The sequence below is a fragment of the Streptomyces sp. NPDC058257 genome (assembly GCF_042881845.1).
Lineage (GTDB): Bacteria > Actinomycetota > Actinomycetes > Streptomycetales > Streptomycetaceae > Streptomyces.
In genome coordinates this window covers 784,112-804,960 of the sequence record NZ_JBHVXJ010000001.1, presented here as the reverse complement: position 1 = coordinate 804,960, position 20,849 = coordinate 784,112, and the positions used below count along the sequence as shown (strand labels likewise).

Below are 20,849 nucleotides of genomic sequence, written 5' to 3'. Positions count from 1 at the left end.
CGCGGAATCTTATTGATCTTGGCGTGCATACCCAAACCCGCAGGTGGGTATCAGCCGACGCCACGTCAGCCGACGCCACGTCAGCTCACCACGTCAGCTCACCGCGTCAGATCACCGCATCAGTCCGCGTCCCCCGAACGCTCCGCCACCGTCGGCCTGTTTCCACCACGTCTCAAGGGCCGTCTGGTCCATGGACCGCCAGGGCGGGGTCTCCTCGACGAGCGCGCGGCCGAGGCGGCGCCCGAGATCGACCATCGCACCGCCGGCGACGGTGCGGTCGGTGTCGTACGTGTCGAGCGCGTCGGGCCAGGTCGTGGCCGTGGCGAAGGCGGACTCCAGGACCGTCGCGTCCTGCAGCGCCTTGACCGCGCCCGCCCCGGTGTGCGGCCGGGCGACAGTGGCGGCGTCGCCCATCAGGAGCACCCGGCCCGTGGTGTAGCGGGGCGCGGTGAAGTCGTACATCGGCTGGAGGAAGAGCTCGTCGGGGGCCGTCGAGCGGACGAGGTCGCCCCAGTAGGGCGGCAGCAACTCGTCGCACACGTACGTGAGATGCGTGGCGAGCGCCTCCGTGAGGCCGCCCGGCGGCAGGCTCGTGGGGCCGGTGAGCCGCAGATCGAGGCCGAGCCCCAGATCGAGGCCCGGCGGCGGCGACGTGTACAGGACCCAGTTGACGCGGTGACCGCCGACGCCGTCCGGGATGCGGTAGATGATGACGTGGCCGCCGGGGAAGACGACGTACGCGCAGTCCTCCTGCGCCCACAGCCGCGGGTCCGCGAGCCGGTCGGCGGGGAAGGCACCGCGCCAGGCGAGGTACCCGGCGTACGCGGGACGCACGGAGGCGAACGCCGCCGAACGGACCACGGAGCGGTAGCCGTCGGCGCCGATCACGAGGTCGACGCGCTCGGTGCCCTCGGCGGTGACCACGTCGGCGTCCTCACGCCCCGGACGCACCTCCTCGACCGTCACGCCCGACCGGAAGACGACGGAACCGGGCACCCGGCCGCGCAACTCACGCCACAGCGGGCCCCAGTTGTACGTACGGAAAGGGAACGGCATCGCCCCGATCTCGTGACCGAGCGGCCCCGCGGCCGATCCGTCCCGCACGTACCAGCGGCGCCGCTCCAGCTGCACCCACGGCATGTCCGCGTCCAGATACCCGGCGGAGTCCAGCTCCACGTAACGGGAGTTGTGCACCGCGAGCCCGACACCGCGGTCCGCGAGGTGCCCCGCGGCCCGCTCGTACACCGTGATCTCGTCGGCGCCCCCGCGGTACGCGGCGAGTGCGGCGGCGCACCCGGCGATGCTCCCGCCCACAACAGCGACTCTGCCTCCACGCATCATCGCGCCATCCTGGCAGGAAGGATGACCCTCTGTCAGCGAAGTGACACCCCGCGTCCGGCGAAGAACGGCTCGAAGTCCGAGAGCGCCATGTCCGCCATCCGCGTCCCCGCGTCGATCCCGGACGGGTTGTGCAGGTGCAGACCCCCGTCCGCGGAACGCCCGGTGACAAGAACCAGGTGGCCGCCCCGGCCGGGCGACGGCCGGTGCGGGCGGCGGATCTCGAAGTGGACGGAGACCATGACCGAGCGGCCCTCGTCGAGCAGCCCGACGATCTCTTCCACCGTGAGGTGCCGGTGCACCGTGGCGTCGACGCCGTGCACCTCGCGCACGTACTGCGCGAACGGGGCGTAGATGAGCCCGTGGATCGCGCCGTCGGTGTCCTGCGTGTACGCGCCGTACTTCAGCGCACCGTCCCGCAGCTCGAAGAGTGAGGGCGCGGACGGGCCGAGCGCCATCCGCAGGCACGTCAGACCGCACAGGTGGCCGCACCAGCGCGCGTAGTCCTCCAGGGTGACGGCGCCCGACTCCGCCCAGGCCGGGTCGGCGGCGCGGTCGAGTCCGCCGTACACGATGCGCTCGACCAGGCCGGGCGAGGCGAACTGGGTGAGCGAAGGGACCTGGCAGGCGGAACAGAGAGACACACGACCCCCGTCGTACGGTGACGTCACTGGCGGTATCCGCTGAGGAAGCGGCCGATGCGGCTGATCGCCGCGTCGAGGTCGTCAGCGTAAGGGAGGGTCAGGATGCGGAAGTGGTCGGGGCGCGGCCAGTTGAAGCCGGTGCCCTGGACGACCTGGATCTTCTCCTGGAGGAGCAGGTCGAGGACGAACTTCTCGTCGTCGTGGATGGGGTGGACCTTGGGGTCGAGGCGCGCGAAGGCGTAGAGGGCGCCCTTCGGCTTCACGCAGGAGACACCGGGGATCTCGTTCAGTTTCCGCCACGCCATGTCGCGCTGCTCGTACAGCCTGCCGCCCGGAACGGTGAGCTCACGGATGGACTGCCTGCCGCCGAGCGCGGCCTGGATGGCGTACTGGGCGGGGGCGTTGGGGCACAGACGCATGGAGGCGAGCATGGTCAGCCCCTCCAGGTAGCTCTTCGCGTGCTGCTGCGGGCCCGTGACGACCAGCCAGCCCGAGCGGAAGCCCGCCACGCGGTAGGTCTTCGAGAGCCCGCAGAAGGTCAGGACGACGAGGTCGGGGGCGAGGGCCGCGACGCTGTGGTGCACGGCGTCGTCGTACAGGATCTGGTCGTAGATCTCGTCGGCGAAGACCATCAGGCCGTGGCGGCGCGCGAGGTCGAGGATGCCTTCCAGGATCTCCTTGGGATACACGGCGCCGGTGGGGTTGTTCGGGTTGATGATCACGACGGCCTTCGTCCGGTCGGTGATCTTCGACGCCATGTCGTCCAGGTCCGGGTACCAGTCGGCGGACTCGTCGCACATGTAGTGGACGGCCTTGCCTCCGGAGAGGGTCGTCACGGCCGTCCACAGGGGGAAGTCCGGGGCGGGGATCAGGACTTCGTCGCCGTCCTCAAGGAGGGCCTGCACAGCCATGGTGACCAACTCGGAGACGCCGTTGCCGAGGAAGACGTCGTCCACGCGGACGCCGTCGAGGCCGAGCGCCTGGTAGCGCTGGGCGACGGCGCGGCGGGCCGAGAGGATGCCGCGCGAGTCCGTGTAGCCGTGCGCCCGGGGGAGCATCCGGATCATGTCCTGGACGATCTCCTCGGGCGCCTCGAACCCGAAGAGCGCGGGGTTGCCGGTGTTCAGGCGCAGGACGCTGTGGCCCGCCTCCTCCAGGGCGTCGGCGTGCTCGATGACCGGCCCCCGGATCTCGTAACAGACCTCGCTGAGCTTGCTGGACTGCCGGAACTCCATGCGCTGTGCCTCCCGTGACGTGAGTTACTTGGTTTTACCAAGCTTGGGCTTGGAAAGTCCAACAACTTGCATAGACTGAGTCGCATGCCACCTGCACCCAGGCCTCGCCGAAGCTATGACCAGTACTGCGCTGCCGCCCGTGCCCTCGACACCGTGGGTGACCGCTGGACCCTGCTGATCGTCCGGGAGCTCCTGGTCGGCCCCCGCCGCTACACCGACCTGCACGCCGACCTCCCGGGCGTGAGCACGGACGTCCTGGCGTCCAGGCTCAAGGACATGGAGCGCGAGGCCCTGGCCACACGCCGCCGCCTCCCCCCGCCGTCGGCGGCGTACGTCTATGAACTGACCGAGCGGGGCCGTGAGTTGCTGCCGGTCTTGCAGGCACTCGCCGCCTGGGGCGCGCCCGCTCTCCAGGAGCGGGCGCCGACGGACGCGGTCCGCGCCCACTGGTTCGCGCTGCCGTTGCTGCGCGGCCTGGCGGGGCTAGGGGCGGAGGGCGTGGTGGAAGTGCGGCTCGACGAGGGGGAGTTCCATGTACGGCTCGGGGGCGCGGTGGAGTCCTACGGCGACGGCCCGGCGCCCGTGGAACCGGACGCCCGCATGGTCATGGACGCCGAGACGTGCGTGGCGCTGGGCGGGGGAGTCCTCACGGTGGGCGACGGCGTGCGGGCGGGCCGCATCGATCTCACCGGCGAGGGAGTCCTCGCGAAGGCGCTGCGCGCGTCCTGAGCCCGCCGTGACGGGTTTCCCGCCGTAGCCGGGGTCCCGCCGCGATCCGGGCCACTCCCTGCGGTACGGCTCACCGGTGATCTCGCTGCGCCCTTCGCGGGACGTCATGGTGCGCCTGACGGCACGCGAAGGCGGGGGAGCGGGGACCGGCACCGCACCCCCGCGCCCGCACCCCCGGCCCCGGCCCCGGCCCCGGCCCCGGCCCCGGTCGGGCACGGCACCGCCGAGGTCGCGCGGAAGTGCCCGGTCACCGGCAGTTCGGGCGGCCGATGGCGAGGTGACGGCGACATATAGCCTGGGGAAGTGCTCAGACCTGGGGAAGTGCTCAGAGAAGTCACTGCGATCCGGTATGTGAACCCGTTGCGGACCGGGGGCTCCGTGCCCGGCGTCGTCGAGGCCGACGACCTGGGGACGTATGTCGTCAAGTTCACCGGCTCCGCGCAGGGCCGCAAGGCGCTGGTGGCCGAGATCATCGTCGGCGAACTGGCCCGCCACCTCGGCCTGCGCTTCCCCGAGCTGGTCCTGGTCCACTTCGACCCGGCGGTCGCGGCGGACGAGCCCCATCAGGAGGTGCAGGACCTGCTGCACGCCAGCGCGGGGCTCAACCTGGGCATGGACCTCTTGCCGGGCGCCGCGGACTTCACCCCGGAGGCGCTGGACGTGGACCCGCTCGAAGCGGGCAAGGTGGTGTGGCTCGACGCCCTCACCGCGAACGTCGACCGCACGGTGCACAGTTCGAACCTGATGGTCTGGCCCACGTTCGGACTCCAGCGGCCGAGGCTGTGGCTCATCGACCACGGGGCGGCCCTGGTCTTCCACCACCGCTGGGGAGCGACGGCGCCCGACAAGGCGTACGACTTCCGCCATCACGCCCTCGGGGGGTACGCCCCCGACACGGCCGCCGCCGACGCGGAGCTGGCTCCGCTCGTCACGGAGGGGGTGCTTCGCCAGATCGTCGGTCTCGTGCCGGACGCGTGGCTCGCCGACGAGCCGGGGTTCTCGTCACCCGACGAGGTGCGGGAGGCGTACGTCACCTTCTTGCTGGCCCGCGCGCGTGCCTCCGCGGCCTGGCTGCCGGTGGACTTTCCCAGCCGGGGTGAGCTGGCCGCCGCGGACGCGCGGCGTGCTGCCGCTACCGAGAAGGGACGCCCGGCCTGGTTGAAGCGGGTGCCCGATCTGCACGGGGAGCCCGCGGCTGAACAGGATTGGTCGCGGCACATCGGGTAGCGCGGGTCGTTCGTGGCTGGGCGCGCGGTTCCCCGCGCCCCTGACGGCGCACGACTGGGCCCCCGGCGCTGTGCGGTGCCGGGGGCCTGGTCATTTCCGGGTACGGATCAGCGCAGCTGCTCGTACGCGGGCAGTGTCAGGAAGTCCGCGTAGTCCGCGTCCAGGGAGACCTGGAGGAGGAGGTCGTGGGCCTGCTGCCACTTGCCGGCCGCGAACGCCTCGTCGCCGATCTCGGCGCGGATATTCGTGAGCTCGGTGGCGGCGACCTCGCGGGCCAGGTCGGCGGTGGCCGTCCGGCCGTCCTCGAAGACGACGCCCGCGTTGATCCACTGCCAGATCTGCGAGCGCGAGATCTCGGCGGTGGCCGCGTCCTCCATGAGGTTGAAGATGGCGACGGCGCCGAGGCCGCGCAGCCAGGCCTCGATGTAACGGATGCCGACCTGGACGGCGTTGACCAGACCGTCGTACGTCGGCTTCGCGTCGAGGGAGTCGATGGCGATCAGGTCACCGGGGGCGACCTGCACGTCCTCGCGCAGCCGCTCCTTCTGGTTGGGCTTGTCGCCCAGGACCGCGTCGAACGACTCCATCGCGATCGGGACCAGGTCCGGGTGCGCCACCCAGGAGCCGTCGAAGCCGTCGCCCGCCTCGCGGTCCTTGTCGTTCTTGACCTTCTCGAAGGCGACCTTGTTGACCTCCGCGTCCCTGCGGGACGGGATGAAGGCGGCCATGCCGCCGATCGCGTGCGCGCCGCGCTTGTGGCAGGTGCGGACGAGGAGTTCGGTGTACGCCCGCATGAAGGGGGCCGTCATCGTCACGAGGTTGCGGTCCGGCAGGACGAACTTCGAGCCGCCGTCGCGGAAGTTCTTGACGATGGAGAAGAGGTAGTCCCAGCGGCCCGCGTTCAGGCCCGACGCGTGGTCGCGGAGCTCGTAGAGGATCTCCTCCATCTCGTACGCGGCCGTGATCGTCTCGATGAGGACCGTGGCGCGGACGGTGCCCTGCGGGACGCCGACGTAGTCCTGCGCGAAGACGAAGATGTCGTTCCAGAGGCGGGCCTCCAGGTAGGACTCCGTCTTCGGGAGGTAGAAGTACGGGCCCTTGCCGAGCTCGATGAGGCGCTTGGCGTTGTGGAAGAAGTACAGGCCGAAGTCGACGAGCGCGCCGGGGATCGGGGTGCCCTCGAACTGCAGGTGACGCTCGTCCAGGTGCCAGCCGCGCGGGCGCATGACGACGGTGGCGAGCTCGTCGGCGTCCTTGAGGGCGTACGACTTGCCGCTGCGCTCGTCCGTGAAGTCGATGTCGCGCTCGTAGGCGTCGGTCAGGTTGAGCTGGCCGAGGACCACGTTCTCCCAGGTGGGCGCCGATGCGTCCTCGAAGTCCGCGAGCCAGACCTTGGCGCCCGAGTTCAGGGCGTTGATGGTCATCTTGCGGTCGGTCGGCCCGGTGATCTCGACGCGGCGGTCGTTCAGGGCGGCCGGGGCGGGCGCCACCTTCCAGGAGTCGTCGGCGCGGATGGCCGCGGTCTCGGGAAGGAAGTCGAGCGTGGACGTGCTTGCGATCTGGGCGCGGCGCTCGGAGCGGCGGCTGAGGAGCTCGTCACGGCGGGGCGTGAAGAGCCGGTGCAGCTCGGCCACAAAGGCGAGGGCCGCGTCGGTGAGGACCTCCTCCTGCCGCGGCAGAGGCTCCGCGTCGACGATGGCCAGCGGGGACTGCGCTGGTGCGGACATGAGCTGTCACTTCCTTCAGCGAGCTTCACGAGTGGTGCCTTGGCGGCCGCCGGGCGTTCGCAGTGACACTCAGTGCCACAGGAGCCGAGATACGGCCGTGGGCCCCACTTGAGGGAACGGGTGCTTCTGAACAGTGGATACTAGTTTCCTCATAGTGGAAGTTCAATCGTCTGTTGACGTCGAGATTCTCTTCGTCGACAGAACGTGTCGCTGAGTGCCATGCCGGTCACTCAAGGTGGATCAGGTCGGCGGGTGTGTCGATGTCGTACGCCCGGGCCACGTCCCCGCACTCGACGAGGGCGATGTCCCCGGCGTGTTCCTTGAGATAGGCGCGCGCCCCGCGATCACCCACCGCGCTCGCCGCGATGCCCGCCCAGTGATCCGCGCCGAAGAGCACGGGGTGCCCGCGTTCGCCGTCGTACGCGGCGGCAGCGAGGGTGGCGGGCGAGCGGTAGGCGGCGTACACGCGGGCCATGGCGGTGGGGCCGATGCCGGGCTGATCGACGAGCGAGACGAGTGCGGCATCGGCCTCGGTGCCTGCCCCGGACTCGCGCAGGGAGGCGAGCCCGGCCCGCAGCGACGAACCCATGCCCTGAGCCCACTCGGGATTGTCGATCAGTACGCAGCCGGGGAGCGAGGCCTTCTCCCGTACGACATCGGCGTCCGCGCCGAGCACCACGTGCACGCGCGCGCACCCGCCCTCGCGCAGTACGCGGACCGCGTGCTCCACCAGGGGCCGCCCCTGGTGATCAAGGAGCGCCTTCGGTCGCCCGCCGAGGCGTCGCCCGCCGCCCGCGGCGAGGAGGAGCCCGGCGATCATCGGATTCGTCATGGCTCCTGCATACCGCACCCCGCCCGCCCGGTGACGACTGCCGAAGGGGCCGTCGGCGACTGAGGCAGCGTGTTCCGGCCAGAAAGTGGCGCGTCCCGCTTCCTGTGGCGTTTACTTGCCCGCGTCCCCCTGGTGTCTGACCAGCGCCGTGCGGGGGCGGCAAGATCTGCACGAGAGAACGTGCGCACGTCGTCGTGCGAGGGGGGAGAGCTGTGTTGCAGAGCGTAGGGCAGAGACAAGTGACCGGCAGTGACACCGGCAGTGATGCCGGCAGTGATGAGGATCCGCGCGTCGCGGAGTTGGGCACCGCGGTGTCCCGGCTGCGCCGTGAGCTCGCAGCGCATCCGGTCGAGTTCCCCGACCGGGGCATCGCCGAGGACGAGCTGGCGGCGCTGGCCGCGATGGCGCTGAGCGGCGCGCCCGAGGTACCGCGGCTGCGGCGGTCGCTGCTGCTCGTCGCGGGAGCGATCGGCTCCGTCAGCGCGCTGGGCGCGGGGCTTGCGGCGGTCCGGGGCGCGGTGGAGATTTTCGGGGAGCCGGGACCGAAGTAGGCGGGGCGCCTGGCCCTGAGCGGCGTCGATCACCGGCTTCGCCGAGTTCGTCCTCAAGCGCCGGACGGGCTGGAACCCCCCGCAAGCGCCGGACGGATGGGGACTCGCTTCAGACGCCGGACGGGCCGGACTCCCCTTCAGGCGTTTGACGGGCTGGAACCCCCTTCAGGCGCCGGGCGGGCTGGAACCCCCTTCAGGCGGCGGACGGGCTGGGAGCCCCTTCAAGCGCCGGACGGATCGGGACTTCCTCCAGGCGCCGGACGGGCTGGCCCCCCGCAAGCGTCGGACGGATGGGGTCTCCCTCAGGTGCCGGGCGGGCCGGACTCCCCTTCAGGTGCCGGGCGGGCTGGGACCCCCTTCAGGCGCCGGGCGGACCGGAACCCCCTTCAGGCGCCGGACGGGCTTGGCCCCCCCCAAGCGCCGGACAGGCTGGCCCCCCTCAAGCGCCGGACGGGCTGGAGCCCTCCAGTCTCTCCGACGGGGCCTCCGCCCTCCCGTCCACCAGCTCCACCACCTGATCGGCGAAAGCCAGCCTCGCCCGGTCGTGCGTGACCAGGACCGTCGCCGTGCCCCACTCCCGCGTCAGCCGCCCGAGGAGCTCAAGGACCGCCGCTCCCCGCTCGTGGTCCAGCGCGCTGGTCGGCTCGTCCACCAGCAGCACCGCCGGTGAGTTCATCAACGCCCTTGCGATACCGATCCGTTGGCGCTGTCCGCCCGACAGCTGGTGCGGACGCCGGTGCGCGAGGTCCGCCAGGCCCACGGTGTCGAGGAGCCCCCGTGCCCGCTCCCTCACCTCGACGGAACGTCCGCGTCCGTCGAGGCGTGCCATCAGTTCCACCTGTTCGAGCGCGGTCAGCGACGCGAGGAGATTCGGCTGCTGGAAGACGATCCCCATCCTGCGCCGCCGCAGCTCCGCCCGTTCGGCGGCCGACAGCGTCCCCGTCTCCGTGCCCCCGACCACCACCCGCCCCCGATCGGGAGTCACCAGCGTCGCCGCCACGGCGAGCAGACTGGACTTACCGGAGCCGGACGGGCCGACGATCGCCGTCAGCGTCCCGGCGGGGACATCGAGCCCGACCCCGTCGAGTGCCGTGAGACGCCCTTCCCCGTCCGGGTAGGTCAGCGTGATGTCGTCGAGGGACAGACTCATCGGGCACTCCCCAGCGCGGTCAGCGGATCGACGGCGGTGATCCGCCGGACGGACAGGCCCGCGCCCAACGCCCCGAGGGCGATCATCACGGCGGCGGGCCACAGTACGGTCGGCGGATCGAGTACGAAGGGCACGTCGCCGCCGCTGATCGCGGAACCGACCAGCGCCGCGATCCCCGTCCCCAGGGCCGTCCCGGCGGCCAGCATCAGCACGGCCTGCCCGAGAGCGTCCCTGAGCAGATACGGAGTGGACGCGCCGAGCGCCTTCAACACCGCGATGTCACCGGCGCGCTGGATGGTCCACACAGTGAAGAACGCCCCTATGACGAGGGCGGAGATGACGAAGAGGAAGCCGCGCATGAGCTGCAGCGAGCCGTTCTCCGCCTGGTAGGAGCCGATGGCCGTGAGCGCGCCGTCGAGGGACTTCGTCTCCGTGCCCGCCGCCTTGTCCCCGGCGGCGAGATCGGCCCCGCCCCCGGTCCGCAGCGCGATGACCGTGGCCTGATCGCCCATCGACGTACCCCGGTGGCCGAGCCCCTGCCAGTCGTCGAGCGTGGTCCATACGACAGGGGTGTGGCTGTACGAGGCGTCCGACGCGACCCGCGCGACCCGCTCCTCGACTCCGCCCCCGCCGAGCCGCACGGTGTCCCCGGGGCCGACGCCGAGGTCCGCCGCGGCCTTCTCGGAGAGCACGGCCTCGCCCCGTGCGACGCCGTCCGGCGCGATCCCGGAGTCCGGTTCCACGCCGAAGGCGGACACGGCGGCCGAGCGCTCGCCCGCGGTGGCGTCGAGGGTGCTGATGCCGACGGGCTCGGCGGACCGTACGCCCGGCTGGGCCGCCCAGGTCTCCCAGGCGCGCTGCTCCACCTGGGAGCTGGTGAAGGAGACGGTCTGTCCTGACGGTGGCGCGGCGAAAGCGAGGTGGTCGGCGGGCAGGCCGGTGATCGCGGAGGTGTTCTCCCTCGCGAGCCCGGCGGTGAGCCCGGAAAGCAGCCCCACGAGCAGAGTGATGAGTACGACGACGGCTCCCATCAGGGCGAACCGCCCCTTGGCGAACCGAAGGTCTCTCCATGCGACGAACATGCCCCCACTCTCTGTCCGCGCACGTCCCGCGGGCATCGCGCCACAGCACGCCTCACCCGAATCGAAGGGGGTAGCCGTCGGTCAACCTTTCGGTTGACGGAGGCGGGGGTGGCTGCGCCTACGCTGGAAGGTCCGATGAACACCTCCACCGAGCCTCCACCCCAGGACCGGGCCGGGCCTCTCCCCGGGCCGGCACCGCGATCCAGGGCCCAGCACCGGCCGGAATGGTGGGGCGCGCCCCGGCCCGTGGGGAGCGTGGGGCCCCGACACCCACCCACCCCACCCCCACCCCCGACCGAGGCCCCGATGCTGCCCGTCGACTCCCTGTCCCCCTCCCGGACCACTCCCGTCGCCCTGGCCCTGCGGCTGTGCCTGCACGCGCTGCTCGCGGGGCTCCTCGCGCTTGCCGCCGTGCGGGCCGTGGCCGACGGCGGGGCGCGCGGTGGTGCCGTCGTGGCGGTCGTGGTCGCCATCGGTGGTGTCTACGCCGCGGGCACCCTCAGCCCGGTGGTCGCCCGCTCGCAGCGTGGGGCGGCGGTGTGGCTCGCGGCGCTCGGTGCGTGCTGGGTGGTGCTGCTCGTCCTCTCGCCGGACGGGCTGTGGACGGCCTTCCCCCTGTACTTCCTGCAACTGCACCTGCTGCCGTTGCGCTGGGCCCTGCCCGCCGTCGCGCTCACCGCCGCTGCCGCCATCGCCAGCTTCCTGCTGCACGGCTCGCCCATATCGCCGGGCAGTTTCATCGGGCCGCTGCTCGGCGCGGCCATGGCGATCGCCACCGTCCTCGGATACGAGGCGCTGTACCGGGAGAGCGAGCGGCGCCGTCAGCTGATCGACGAACTCATCGCCACCCGCGCCGAGCTCGCCGCCGCCGAGCGGACCGCGGGCACCCTCGCCGAGCGCGAGCGTCTCGCCCGCGAGATCCACGACACGCTCGCGCAGGGGCTGTCCTCCATCCAGCTCCTGCTGCGCGCCGCGCAACGCGCGCTGCCCCCGGGTTCGCCCGCCGCGCCGCACATCGAGCAGGCCCGTGCCGCCGCGCAGGACAACCTCGCGGAGGCACGGCGCTTCGTACGGGCCCTCAGCCCGCCCGACCTGGAGCGCGGCTCGCTGGCCGCGGCGCTGGAGCGGCTCTCCGTGTCCGCGTCGCCCGGCTCGGACGTCCACATCCAGTTCACGGTGAGCGGCACACCGACCGAGCTGCCCACGCCGTACGAAGTCGCGCTGCTGCGCACCGCTCAGTCCGCCCTCGCCAACACCGTCCGGCACGCGGGCGCCGGCCGTGCCGAGATCACGCTCAGCTTCATGGACACGTCGGTGTCCCTGGACGTGGTCGACGACGGGCGCGGCTTCGATCCGGCGTCCGCGCCACGCGCGAGCGGGGAGAGCGGGGAGAGCGGGGAGAGCAGGGAGGGCGGGGACGACGGGGGCTTCGGGCTGCCCGCCATGCGGGCGCGGGCCCGGTCGCTCGGCGGGACGCTGAGCGTGGAGTCGGCGCCGGGCCAGGGCACCGCCGTCGCGGTCACACTGCCGCTCCCGACCGGGGACGTGGCGACGGGAGCCGTTTCGGCGGGGGCCGCCCGGTGAGCGCCGACGTGCCGGAGCCCATCCGGCTGCTCCTCGCCGACGATCACCCGGTCGTGCGCGCGGGGCTGCGTGCGGTGCTCGACACCGAGCCCGGCTTGGCCGTGGTGGGGGAGGCGGCGACGGCCGAGGCAGCGGTGTCGCTCGCCGCCACCGGCGGGTTCGACGTCGTCCTGATGGATCTCCAGTTCGGGGCGGGGATGCACGGGGCGCGGGCCACGGCCGCGATCGCCGCCGTGGCGGGTGCGCCACGGGTGCTCATCCTGACTACGTACGACACGGACGCCGACATCCTCGCCGCGGTCGAGGCGGGCGCGGCGGGATATCTCCTGAAGGACGCGCCGCCGGAGGAGCTGGCCGCGGCGGTGCGGACCGCGGCGGCGGGGCAGTCCGCGCTCGCCCCGGCGATCGCGCATCGGCTGATGGACCGGATGCGGGCGCCCGGTCAGGCGTTGACCGGGCGGGAGTTGGAGGTGCTGCGGCTGGTGCGGGAGGGGTTGTCCAACCTGCAGATCAGCAAGCGGCTCTTCTTGAGCCAGGCCACGGTGAAGTCTCATCTGGTGCACATCTACGCGAAGTTGGGCGTGGACTCGCGTACGGCCGCGGTCGCGGTGGCGACGGGGCGGGGGCTGATCCGGGGCGGCGCCGGGTAGGGCCCGTCCGGTGGATCAAGCAAGTCCGATTCGTTCAAGAGGACGGCCAAGAGGACGGCGCCGTCGGCTCACTATCCTCACGACCATGAACAGCGCCGACAGAGAATCGCGCCATCTCAGCGTCCACGTCGACCGTACGGCCGATGAGGTCTACGCCTATGCGTCGGATCCGGTGAACCTGCCCGCGTGGGCCCATGGCCTTGGCGGCTCCATCGAGAAGATCGACGGTCGATGGGTCGCGGGATCCTCCCCCATGGGACGGGTCGTGGTGACCTTCGTGCCGCGCAACGACCTGGGTGTACTCGACCACGACGTCACGCTGCCCTCCGGGGAGACCGTCGACCGCGACGCCGACACGGTCGCCGGTGACCTGAACCGGCTCCGGGAGCTGATGGAGCCCGCGTAGATCCCGCGTAGATCCCGCGTAGATCCCGCGTAGATCCCGCGTGGATCCGGTCCGACGGCTCACGGGCGGGGCTCAGCCCCCCTGCTCTTCAAGAGCGTGGGGAGACCGAGGGCGAACCCGGCGAACCCGGTGATTTCCGGCGCGGCCCGTGAGGGCGGCTACGCGGCCGGACCCGAACTGGCCAGCGCGGCCGACAGCTCCACCGCCACCTCCTGCAGCACCGGCACGATCTTCTCCACCGCGGCCTCCGTGACCCGGCCCGCCGGGCCTGAGATCGAAATGGCCGCCGCGGTGGGGGAGTTGGGGACCGAAACCGCCAGGCAGCGCACCCCGATCTCCTGCTCGTTGTCGTCGACGGCGAAGCCCGCGCTTCGGACCTCTTCGAGCGCGTCGAGGAAACCCTCCGGCGTGGTGATCGTCTTCTCCGTGGCCGCGGGCATCCCGGTGCGGGCGAGGAGCGCGCGCACCTCCTCCGGCGGGGTGTGCGCCAGGAGTGCCTTGCCGACGCCCGTGGAGTGCGGGAGGACCCGGCGGCCCACCTCGGTGAACATCCGCATGGAGTGCTTGGACGGCACCTGTGCGACGTACACGATCTCGTCCCCGTCGAGCAGTGCCATGTTCGCGGTCTCGCCGGTCTCCTCGACCAGGCGCGCGAGGTAGGGGCGGGCCCAGGTGCCCAGGAGGCGCGAGGCCGATTCGCCGAGGCGGATCAGGCGCGGGCCCAGGGAGTAGCGGCGGTTGGGCTGCTGGCGTACGTAGCCGCAGGCGACCAGCGTGCGCATCAGGCGGTGGATCGTGGGCAGCGGAAGGCCGCTGCTGGCGGAGAGCTCACTCAGGCCGACTTCGCCTCCGGCGTCCGCCATGCGTTCGAGGAGGTCGAAGGCGCGCTCAAGGGACTGGACACCACCGCTGGCAGCGGGCGGCTTGGAGGCGGCGACTTCGGTGGAGGCGTCGCTGGCGCTTGACGTCGGCACGGCGCAGTCCTTTCGGGGCTGACGGGCAAGGCAGCAGCCTATCGGGCGGTTCCTCGCGGGGGCCCTCGGCGGCCCTGGCGTATCTGCCGGTCAGGACCGGTCGGGGACCGGTGGTGGGGCCTTTGTCCGCTTCTTCGCCGTCACGCCCAGTGATCGCTTGTCGGTCCGGTTGTGCGTAACTACGTTCTGTCCTGTGGAATTCTAATTCCACTTTGTGGAAACGTCCAGGAGGGTTCAAGTGGCCTCTTGACGGCTCGGGGTCGGACGTGAAGACTCATTCAACAGAACGTTGAATTCCGTTTAGCGGAATCGAATGGTCTGTGTAGCGGAAAAGAACGAACAGTCGAGCAGCGACGAACAGACAAGCGACAGACAAGCAACAGGCAAGCAACAGCGAAGAGAGGGCGTTGAGGACGTGGACGTAGAACTGGTGCTGCGCTCGACCCGCGTGATCACCCCGCAGGGAACCCGCGCCGCGTCGGTCACGGTCTCCGGGGGGAAGATCGCGGCCGTACTGGCGTACGACGCCGACGTGCCGGCGGGGGCCCGCGTCGAGGACCTCGGCGACGATGTCCTGCTGCCGGGGCTCGTCGACACGCACGTCCACGTGAACGACCCGGGCCGCACGGAGTGGGAAGGCTTCTGGACCGCCACCCGTGCCGCCGCCGCCGGCGGCATCACCACCCTCGTCGACATGCCGCTCAACTCCCTGCCGCCGACCACGACGGTCGGCAATCTGCGTACGAAGCAGGAAGTCGCACGCACCAAGGCGCACATCGACGTCGGCTTCTGGGGCGGCGCCCTGCCCGACAACGTCGGCGACCTCAAGCCCCTTCACGACGCGGGTGTCTACGGCTTCAAGTGCTTCCTCTCGCCGTCGGGCGTGGACGAGTTCCCGCACCTGGACCAGGACCGCCTGGCCACCTCCATGGCTCAGATCGCCGGGTTCGGCGGACTGCTCATCGTGCACGCGGAGGACCCGCACGAGCTGGACGCCGCCCCGCACAAGAGCGGCCCCAAGTACACGGACTACCTGGACACCCGGCCGCGCGTCTCCGAGGACGCCGCGATCGAGGGCCTCATCGCACTCGCCAAGCGGCTCGGCGCCCGTGTCCACGTACTGCACCTGTCGTCGTCGGACGCGCTGCCCCTGATCGCCGCCGCCAAGCGCGAGGGCGTCAAGCTCACCGTCGAGACCTGCCCGCACTACCTCACGCTCACCGCGGAGGAAGTCCCGGACGGCGCGAGCGAGTTCAAGTGCTGCCCGCCCATCCGTGAGGCCGCCAACCAGGACCTGCTCTGGGACGCGCTCGCCGACGGCACCATCGACTGCGTCGTCACGGACCACTCGCCGTCCACCGCGGAGCTCAAGACCGACGACTTCGCGACCGCGTGGGGCGGCATCTCCGGGCTCCAGCTCAGCCTCCCCGCGATCTGGACCGAGGCCCGGGGGCGCGGCCACAGCCTTGAGGACGTGGTGCGCTGGATGTCGACACGCACCGCCGAACTGGTCGGACTCGACCAGAAGGGCGCCATCGAGGCCGGCCGCGACGCCGACTTCGCGGTCCTCGCGCCCGACGAGACCTTCACCGTGGACCCCGCGGAGCTGCAGCACCGGAACCGGGTCACGGCGTACGCGGGCAAGACCCTCAGCGGCGTCGTGAAGTCCACCTGGCTGCGCGGCGAACGCATTCTGCACGGCGGCGAGTTCAGCGAACCCGCAGGCCGACTTCTGGAAAGGAAGAACTGATCACTGTGACGGCGCAGCACATATCCCCTTTGGCCACCTTCACCGGCGACGCGAGCCCCTACGGCGGCGGCGACCCGTACGCGGACTACCGCACCGCCGACTTCCCCTTCACCCAGTACGCGAACCTCGCGGACCGGCAGCTCGGCGCCGGCGTGATCGCCGCCAACGACGAGTTCTTCGCGATGCGCGAGAACCTGCTCCTCGCGCACCCCGCCGTCTTCGACCCGGAGCACTTCGGGCACAAGGGCAAGGTCATGGACGGCTGGGAGACGCGCCGCCGCCGTGGTGTCTCCGGCGAGCACCCGTGGCCCACCGCCGACGACCACGACTGGGCGCTCGTACGCCTGGGTGCCCCGGGCGTCGTGCGCGGCATCGTCATCGACACCGCCCACTTCCGGGGCAACTACCCGCAGGCCGTGTCCGTCGAGGGCACGAGCGTCGACGGTTCGCCGACCCCCGAGGAGCTCCTCTCGGACGACGTGAAGTGGACGACCCTCGTGCCGCGCACGGCAGTCGGCGGTCACGCGGCCAACGGCTTCGCCGTCGACCTGGAGCAGCGCTTCACGCACCTGCGCGTCAACCAGCACCCGGACGGCGGCGTCGCGCGCCTGCGCGTCCACGGCGAGGTCGTCGCCGACCCCAAGTGGCTTACCGCGCTCGGCACGTTCGACGTCGTGGCCCTGGAGAACGGCGGCCAGGTCGAGGACGCCTCCGACCGCTTCTACTCCCCGGCCACCAACACCATCCAGCCGGGCCGCTCCCGCAAGATGGACGACGGCTGGGAGACGCGGCGGCGCCGCGACACCGGCAACGACTGGATCCGCTACCAGCTGGTGGGCCAGTCCGAGATCCGCTCCGTCGAGATCGACACGGCCTACCTCAAGGGCAACTCGGCGGGCTGGGCGGCTCTTTCGGTCCGTGACGGTGAGAGCGGCGAGTGGGTCGAGGCGCTGCCCCGCACCCGTCTGCAGCCCGACACCAACCACCGTTTCGTCCTGGACGCCCCGGTCGTCGGCACGCACGTGCGCATCGACATCTTCCCGGACGGCGGCATCTCGCGCCTGCACCTCTTCGGTTCGCTGACCGAGGCCGGCGCGAGCCGTCTGGCCGCGCGTCACCAGGAGCTGGGCGGCTGACGAGGGCTCGCTGAAGCCCGCTGAAGAACGTGGGGCGCGCCGGGTGGAGATCCCCGGTGCGCCCCATCACCATGCCCGTGTGACGAGGCCCCGCACGATGCCCGAGTGACTACGCCCCGTACCCGCCGTCCACCACCAGCTCCGTGCCCGTGATGAACGCCGCGTCGTCCCCGGCCAGGTAGGCGACGAGCGAGGCGACCTCGTCCGCGGAGCCGAAGCGGGCGAGCGCCGTGGCCGCCTTCTGCGGCTCGGCGAACGGGCCGTCGGCCGGGTTCATGTCCGTGTCGACCGAGCCCGGGTGCACGACGTTCACGGTGATCCTCCGCCCGGCGAGTTCCCGGGCCAGCGGCTTGGTCATGCCGACCAGTGCCGCCTTGCTCATCGCGTACAGCGTCGCGCCGGGACCACCCGCGAACCGTGCGAGTCCGGACCCGGTGGAGATGATCCGGCCTCCGTCGGCCAGCCGCCCGGCGGCGGCCTGCGAGGCCAGGAAGGCCGAACGTACGTTGACGGCGAGCACCCGGTCGACGTCGAAGAGCGCCAAGTCACCGATGGGGCCGAGTACTCCGATGCCCGCGTTGTTCACCAGGATGTCCAGGCGGCCCAGATCGTCCGCCGCCCGCTCCACCGCGCCCGCCGCGTCCCCGGGGTCGGCCGCGTCGGCCCTGATGGCGAAGGCGCGCCGCCCGGCCGCCTCGACCTTGGCGACGACCTCCTGAGCGGCGGCCTCCCCGTTGACGTACGTGATCGCCACATCGGCACCCTCCTGCGCGAGCCGCAACGCGATCGCCGCGCCTATGCCGCGGCTGCCGCCGGTGACCAGGGCCGTCTTGCCGGTCAGAGAAGACATTCTTCGAACCTCATTCGCGTGGTTATGTTCAGTAATGCGTGAGAAGTGCTTGCGGGTTCAATGAAAGCGGCCTGTGTGCGCTGTGGCTGGCGGGAAATGGACAGCGACATTCGCCGGGAGCGCGATGGCTTCGGGGGGTGCGATGGCTTTCGGGAGTGCGATGGCTTCCGGGCGGGCGCGGGGGCCAGGGCGTCGTGATCAGTTGGGGGCGCGGGGCGCGGTGATACGTTCCGTGATCGATCAAGGAGGAACGTCCATGGGGGACTTCGAGCAGAAATTCGCCAGAAGCGCTGAAAACCGCCGCAATTGGGGCGCTGTGCTTCTCGCCGCGGCCGCCGTGATCTGGCTCGTGCTCGCCTGGCAGCTGATGATGCCGTTCAGCGACGGGGACGACGAGTACGCAAGCAGCCGTAAGTGCGAGTCGATGCTGTTCTACGAGGGTGACGATCCGACGTGGCAGGACGACACGTGGGACGACTGCCGCGCACAGCGCAGGTGGCCCGAAATGCTGGGCTGGCTGGGGCTTTCGGTGCCGCTCTCGGTGGCGGGCGCGGCGCTCTGGACCAGCGGGGCCACCAGTCGGCAGCTGCGTGAGTACATGGCGGAGCACCGCATAGCCGCGGTCAAGGATGCCGCGGCCAAGGATGCCGCGGCCAAGGATGCCGCGGTCAAGGACGCCGCGGTCAAGGACGCCGCGGTGAAGGAGGCCGCCGAGAAGGGCGCCGACGAGAAGGACTGACGGCGGCGAACCGGTGGCGCTCGGTTAACTCCCGGAAAATTCACCGAACTTGACGTTGACACAACAACCTCTACGCGCGTCACACTGGTCGCATGCGAATCCCCCCACGAATCGTGAGCGTCACCGCCCTCGCCGCCGCCCTGCTCATCGGCGGCCCCGTCGCCGCCTCCGCGAGCACGGCCCCCGACCACCACGCCCCCACCTCGGCGGCGTACTCCATCACCGCCGTCGGTGACATCTGCTACTCCAAGCTGCCCGACCAGGCCCACGACACCCTGGACCTGATCGAGGCGGGCGGCCCCTACCCGTATCCGCAGGACAACACCGTCTTCTCGAACAGGGAAGGCATCCTGCCCTCCCAGAGCTCGGGCTACTACCACGAGTACACCGTGGTGACGCCGGGCTCACCGGACCGCGGCGCGCGCCGCATCGTGACCGGTGAGAAGAACCAGGAGGACTACTACACGGCCGACCACTACGAGTCCTTCGACCTGGTCGACCACTCCTGCTGAGACCTTCCTCCGCAGGACGGTGCTGACGCCGCACGGTCCTGACGCCGCACGGCGCTAGCGGGACTTCCGGCTCTCCGCGAGGGCGAACAGCGCGAGCGCGAGCACGACGAGAGTGACGCCCGCGTAGATCTCGTAGCCGTCGAGGAACCCGATCCGCCGCACGATGCCCCAGCCGCTCAGCCGGCCGGTCAGCTCGTGCACCAGGGCGGCCACGCCCTGGATCAGGAGAAGGACGCTGAAGGCCTCAAGTACCTGCTTCATACCGAAGAGCCTCGCCCCGTGGACTCCCCACGCACATCGGCCACGGGGCGAGGCCTCTTCCCCCTTGCACCCTCCGAAAGTCTGCGCGTGCGTGACTTTGGTCGATGATCATGTGTGGACGGCGCCTGATGCCTCCGACAGTGCGTAGATTTATCGACCATGAGCGGCAATGAGCTCCCGTCGGCACCCTCGGCAGTCCCGGCTCCCCTGGCCAGGCGCCCATGGGCGCTGCCTTCGGCCCTCGCCGCCGAGTTCGAGCCGGACCGCGCGCCGGGCAGGAACAAGCGCCGGGCCAGGCGGACCGTGCGCGACTGGCTTGTCGACTTCGCCTGCTTCTTCGTGGCCGTCGCCATCGGCCTGGTGGGCGCGGACGCGGTCAGCGGCAACCCGCACGTCACCCCGGGCTTCGCGGAGGCCGACCAGGTCATCGGCGCGCTCGCCTGCGCCGCCGTCTGGCTGCGCAGGCGCTGGCCGGTCGGCCTCGCCATCGCCATGGTGCCGATCAGCGTGCTCTCGGACACCGCGGGCGGCGCTGCCGTGGTCGCCCTGTTCACCCTCGCGGTGCACCGCCCCTTCCGGTACGTCGGCTGGATCGGCGGGGTCTCGATCGCCGCGCTGCCGCTCACCTACTGGCTGCGGCCCGACGCCGACGTGCCGTTCCTGGTCGCCGTCGTCCTGGGGACGCTGCTCAGTGCCGGAGTCATCGGCTGGGGCATGTTCGTACGCTCGCGCCGCCAGCTCCTGCTGAGCCTGCGTGACCGCGCGATCCGCGCCGAGAACGAGGCGGCGCTCCGTGCGGAACAGGCCCAGCGCCTTGCCCGCGAGTCCATCGCCCGCGAGATGCACGACGTGCTCGCCCACCGCCTCACCCTGCTCAGCGTGCACGCCGGAGCCCTGGAGTTCCGGCCGGACGCGCCCCGTCAGGAGATCGTCCGAGCGGCCGGTGTCATCCGGGAGAGCGCGCACGAAGCGCTGCAGGATCTGCGCGAGGTGATCGGCGTGCTGCGCGGTGGCGGCGTCGACGGTGAGGCGTCCGGCCGCCCGCAGCCGACGCTCGCCGCTCTGGAGTCGCTGGTCGCCGAGTCCCGCGACGCGGGCATGAAGGTCGTGCTCGACCACCGCGTCGCCGGCTCGGCCGCCGTGCCCGCCGCCGTCGGCCGCACCGCCTACCGCATCGCCCAGGAGGGCCTGACCAACGCCCGCAAGCACGCGCCGGGCGCCGAGGTGACCGTCCTGGTGTCCGGCGCCCCCGGCGAAGGCCTCACCCTTTCGGTACGCAACCCGTCGCCGCCCGGCGAGGTGCCGGCCGTCCCCGGTTCCGGCCAGGGGCTGATCGGCCTCACGGAGCGGGCCATGCTCGCGGGCGGCCGTATCGAGCACGGGTCCGCGGGGGACGGGGGGTTCCGCGTCGACGCCTGGCTGCCGTGGGACGCACCCTCCGGCAGCGGCGACGAGGCTCGTTAGTGTGGGCT

Annotated in this window: 21 protein-coding genes; 11 read left to right on the top strand and 10 right to left on the bottom strand. The window is 71.4% G+C overall.

The genetic code is table 11. From position 1 onward, the window contains the following. Window positions 1-111 precede the first annotated feature (111 nt). From ACFVXC_RS03480 to ACFVXC_RS03470, 3 genes are read right to left on the bottom strand one after another with little or no spacing between them, the layout of a single operon-like run. Window positions 112-1,338 carry an FAD-dependent monooxygenase gene (locus ACFVXC_RS03480; protein ID WP_389901000.1) on the bottom strand — a complete coding sequence of 409 codons (1,227 nt, stop codon included), beginning with the start codon at window positions 1,336-1,338 and terminating at the stop codon, window positions 112-114. Window positions 1,339-1,373: 35 nt separating this feature from the next. Continuing rightward, complete coding sequence (locus ACFVXC_RS03475; RefSeq protein WP_389900998.1) at window positions 1,374-1,982, bottom strand: C39 family peptidase; 609 nt, start codon at window positions 1,980-1,982, stop codon at window positions 1,374-1,376. Between the two features lie 23 nt (window positions 1,983-2,005). Further along, complete coding sequence (locus ACFVXC_RS03470; protein ID WP_389900997.1) at window positions 2,006-3,217, bottom strand: pyridoxal phosphate-dependent aminotransferase; 1,212 nt, start codon at window positions 3,215-3,217, stop codon at window positions 2,006-2,008. An 84-nt stretch (window positions 3,218-3,301) separates the two neighbouring features. On the opposite strand from ACFVXC_RS03470, the gene ACFVXC_RS03465 reads away from it, so the two are divergent. Further along, entirely contained in the window at window positions 3,302-3,946 is a 645-nt protein-coding gene (locus ACFVXC_RS03465; protein ID WP_389900995.1) for a winged helix-turn-helix transcriptional regulator, read from the top strand. 321 nt (window positions 3,947-4,267) lie between these two features. After that, window positions 4,268-5,173 carry a HipA family kinase gene (locus ACFVXC_RS03460; RefSeq protein WP_389901566.1) on the top strand — a complete coding sequence of 302 codons (906 nt, stop codon included), beginning with the start codon at window positions 4,268-4,270 and terminating at the stop codon, window positions 5,171-5,173. 107 nt (window positions 5,174-5,280) lie between these two features. Here the strand turns inward: ACFVXC_RS03460 and aceB are convergent, their stop codons facing one another. After that, on the bottom strand, window positions 5,281-6,900 hold the full coding sequence (gene aceB, locus ACFVXC_RS03455; protein ID WP_389900993.1) for a malate synthase A: 1,620 nt from the start codon (window positions 6,898-6,900) through the stop codon (window positions 5,281-5,283). A gap of 226 nt (window positions 6,901-7,126) precedes the next feature. Continuing rightward, window positions 7,127-7,732 carry an NTP transferase domain-containing protein gene (locus tag ACFVXC_RS03450; protein WP_389900991.1) on the bottom strand — a complete coding sequence of 202 codons (606 nt, stop codon included), beginning with the start codon at window positions 7,730-7,732 and terminating at the stop codon, window positions 7,127-7,129. A 212-nt stretch (window positions 7,733-7,944) separates the two neighbouring features. On the opposite strand from ACFVXC_RS03450, the gene ACFVXC_RS03445 reads away from it, so the two are divergent. After that, a complete protein-coding gene (locus ACFVXC_RS03445; protein WP_389900990.1) occupies window positions 7,945-8,283 on the top strand; it encodes a DUF5955 family protein in 339 nt (112 codons plus the stop codon). Between the two features lie 439 nt (window positions 8,284-8,722). Here the strand turns inward: ACFVXC_RS03445 and ACFVXC_RS03440 are convergent, their stop codons facing one another. Next, the gene (locus ACFVXC_RS03440) at window positions 8,723-9,433 is read right to left on the bottom strand and encodes an ABC transporter ATP-binding protein (RefSeq protein WP_389900988.1); all 711 of its coding nucleotides are present in this window, start codon (window positions 9,431-9,433) and stop codon (window positions 8,723-8,725) included. After that, window positions 9,430-10,515: an ABC transporter permease gene (locus ACFVXC_RS03435; protein ID WP_389900986.1), complete on the bottom strand. Its 1,086-nt coding sequence runs from the start codon at window positions 10,513-10,515 to the stop codon at window positions 9,430-9,432. Before ACFVXC_RS03435 ends, ACFVXC_RS03440 begins: the two co-directional genes overlap by 4 nt. Window positions 10,516-10,821: 306 nt before the next feature. Between ACFVXC_RS03435 and ACFVXC_RS03430 the strand changes: the two genes are divergently transcribed. The 3 genes from ACFVXC_RS03430 to ACFVXC_RS03420 all read left to right on the top strand — a co-directional run bounded on the left by ACFVXC_RS03430 (window position 10,822) and on the right by ACFVXC_RS03420 (window position 13,155). Then, entirely contained in the window at window positions 10,822-12,099 is a 1,278-nt protein-coding gene (locus ACFVXC_RS03430) for a sensor histidine kinase (protein WP_389900984.1), read from the top strand. 8 nt (window positions 12,100-12,107) lie between these two features. Next, window positions 12,108-12,749, top strand: coding sequence for a response regulator (locus tag ACFVXC_RS03425; RefSeq protein WP_389900983.1), 642 nt, complete (start codon window positions 12,108-12,110; stop codon window positions 12,747-12,749). Window positions 12,750-12,834: 85 nt separating this feature from the next. Beyond that, window positions 12,835-13,155: an SRPBCC family protein gene (locus ACFVXC_RS03420; protein WP_389900981.1), complete on the top strand. Its 321-nt coding sequence runs from the start codon at window positions 12,835-12,837 to the stop codon at window positions 13,153-13,155. Between the two features lie 158 nt (window positions 13,156-13,313). Here the strand turns inward: ACFVXC_RS03420 and ACFVXC_RS03415 are convergent, their stop codons facing one another. Further along, a complete protein-coding gene (locus ACFVXC_RS03415; RefSeq protein WP_344525617.1) occupies window positions 13,314-14,129 on the bottom strand; it encodes an IclR family transcriptional regulator in 816 nt (271 codons plus the stop codon). Window positions 14,130-14,544: 415 nt separating this feature from the next. Between ACFVXC_RS03415 and allB the strand changes: the two genes are divergently transcribed. Both allB and alc read left to right on the top strand, forming a co-directional pair. After that, on the top strand, window positions 14,545-15,879 hold the full coding sequence (gene allB / locus ACFVXC_RS03410) for an allantoinase AllB (RefSeq protein ID WP_389900980.1): 1,335 nt from the start codon (window positions 14,545-14,547) through the stop codon (window positions 15,877-15,879). Window positions 15,880-15,884: 5 nt separating this feature from the next. Next, window positions 15,885-17,015: an allantoicase gene (gene alc, locus ACFVXC_RS03405; RefSeq protein WP_389900978.1), complete on the top strand. Its 1,131-nt coding sequence runs from the start codon at window positions 15,885-15,887 to the stop codon at window positions 17,013-17,015. A 109-nt stretch (window positions 17,016-17,124) separates the two neighbouring features. On the opposite strand, the gene ACFVXC_RS03400 is transcribed toward alc, so the two are convergent. Beyond that, window positions 17,125-17,865 carry an SDR family NAD(P)-dependent oxidoreductase gene (locus ACFVXC_RS03400; protein WP_389900976.1) on the bottom strand — a complete coding sequence of 247 codons (741 nt, stop codon included), beginning with the start codon at window positions 17,863-17,865 and terminating at the stop codon, window positions 17,125-17,127. A gap of 256 nt (window positions 17,866-18,121) precedes the next feature. On the opposite strand from ACFVXC_RS03400, the gene ACFVXC_RS03395 reads away from it, so the two are divergent. Continuing rightward, window positions 18,122-18,604 (top strand): hypothetical protein, encoded by a 483-nt coding sequence (locus ACFVXC_RS03395; RefSeq protein WP_389900974.1) that lies wholly within the window; start codon window positions 18,122-18,124, stop codon window positions 18,602-18,604. Window positions 18,605-18,696: 92 nt separating this feature from the next. Continuing rightward, a complete protein-coding gene (locus ACFVXC_RS03390; RefSeq protein WP_389900973.1) occupies window positions 18,697-19,116 on the top strand; it encodes a ribonuclease domain-containing protein in 420 nt (139 codons plus the stop codon). Window positions 19,117-19,170: 54 nt separating this feature from the next. Here the strand turns inward: ACFVXC_RS03390 and ACFVXC_RS03385 are convergent, their stop codons facing one another. Next, a complete protein-coding gene (locus tag ACFVXC_RS03385; protein WP_389900971.1) occupies window positions 19,171-19,377 on the bottom strand; it encodes a hypothetical protein in 207 nt (68 codons plus the stop codon). A gap of 159 nt (window positions 19,378-19,536) precedes the next feature. Here ACFVXC_RS03385 and ACFVXC_RS03380 point away from each other — a divergent pair, with 159 nt between their 5' ends. After that, window positions 19,537-20,841 carry a sensor histidine kinase gene (locus ACFVXC_RS03380; RefSeq protein WP_389900969.1) on the top strand — a complete coding sequence of 435 codons (1,305 nt, stop codon included), beginning with the start codon at window positions 19,537-19,539 and terminating at the stop codon, window positions 20,839-20,841. Window positions 20,842-20,849 lie beyond the last annotated feature (8 nt).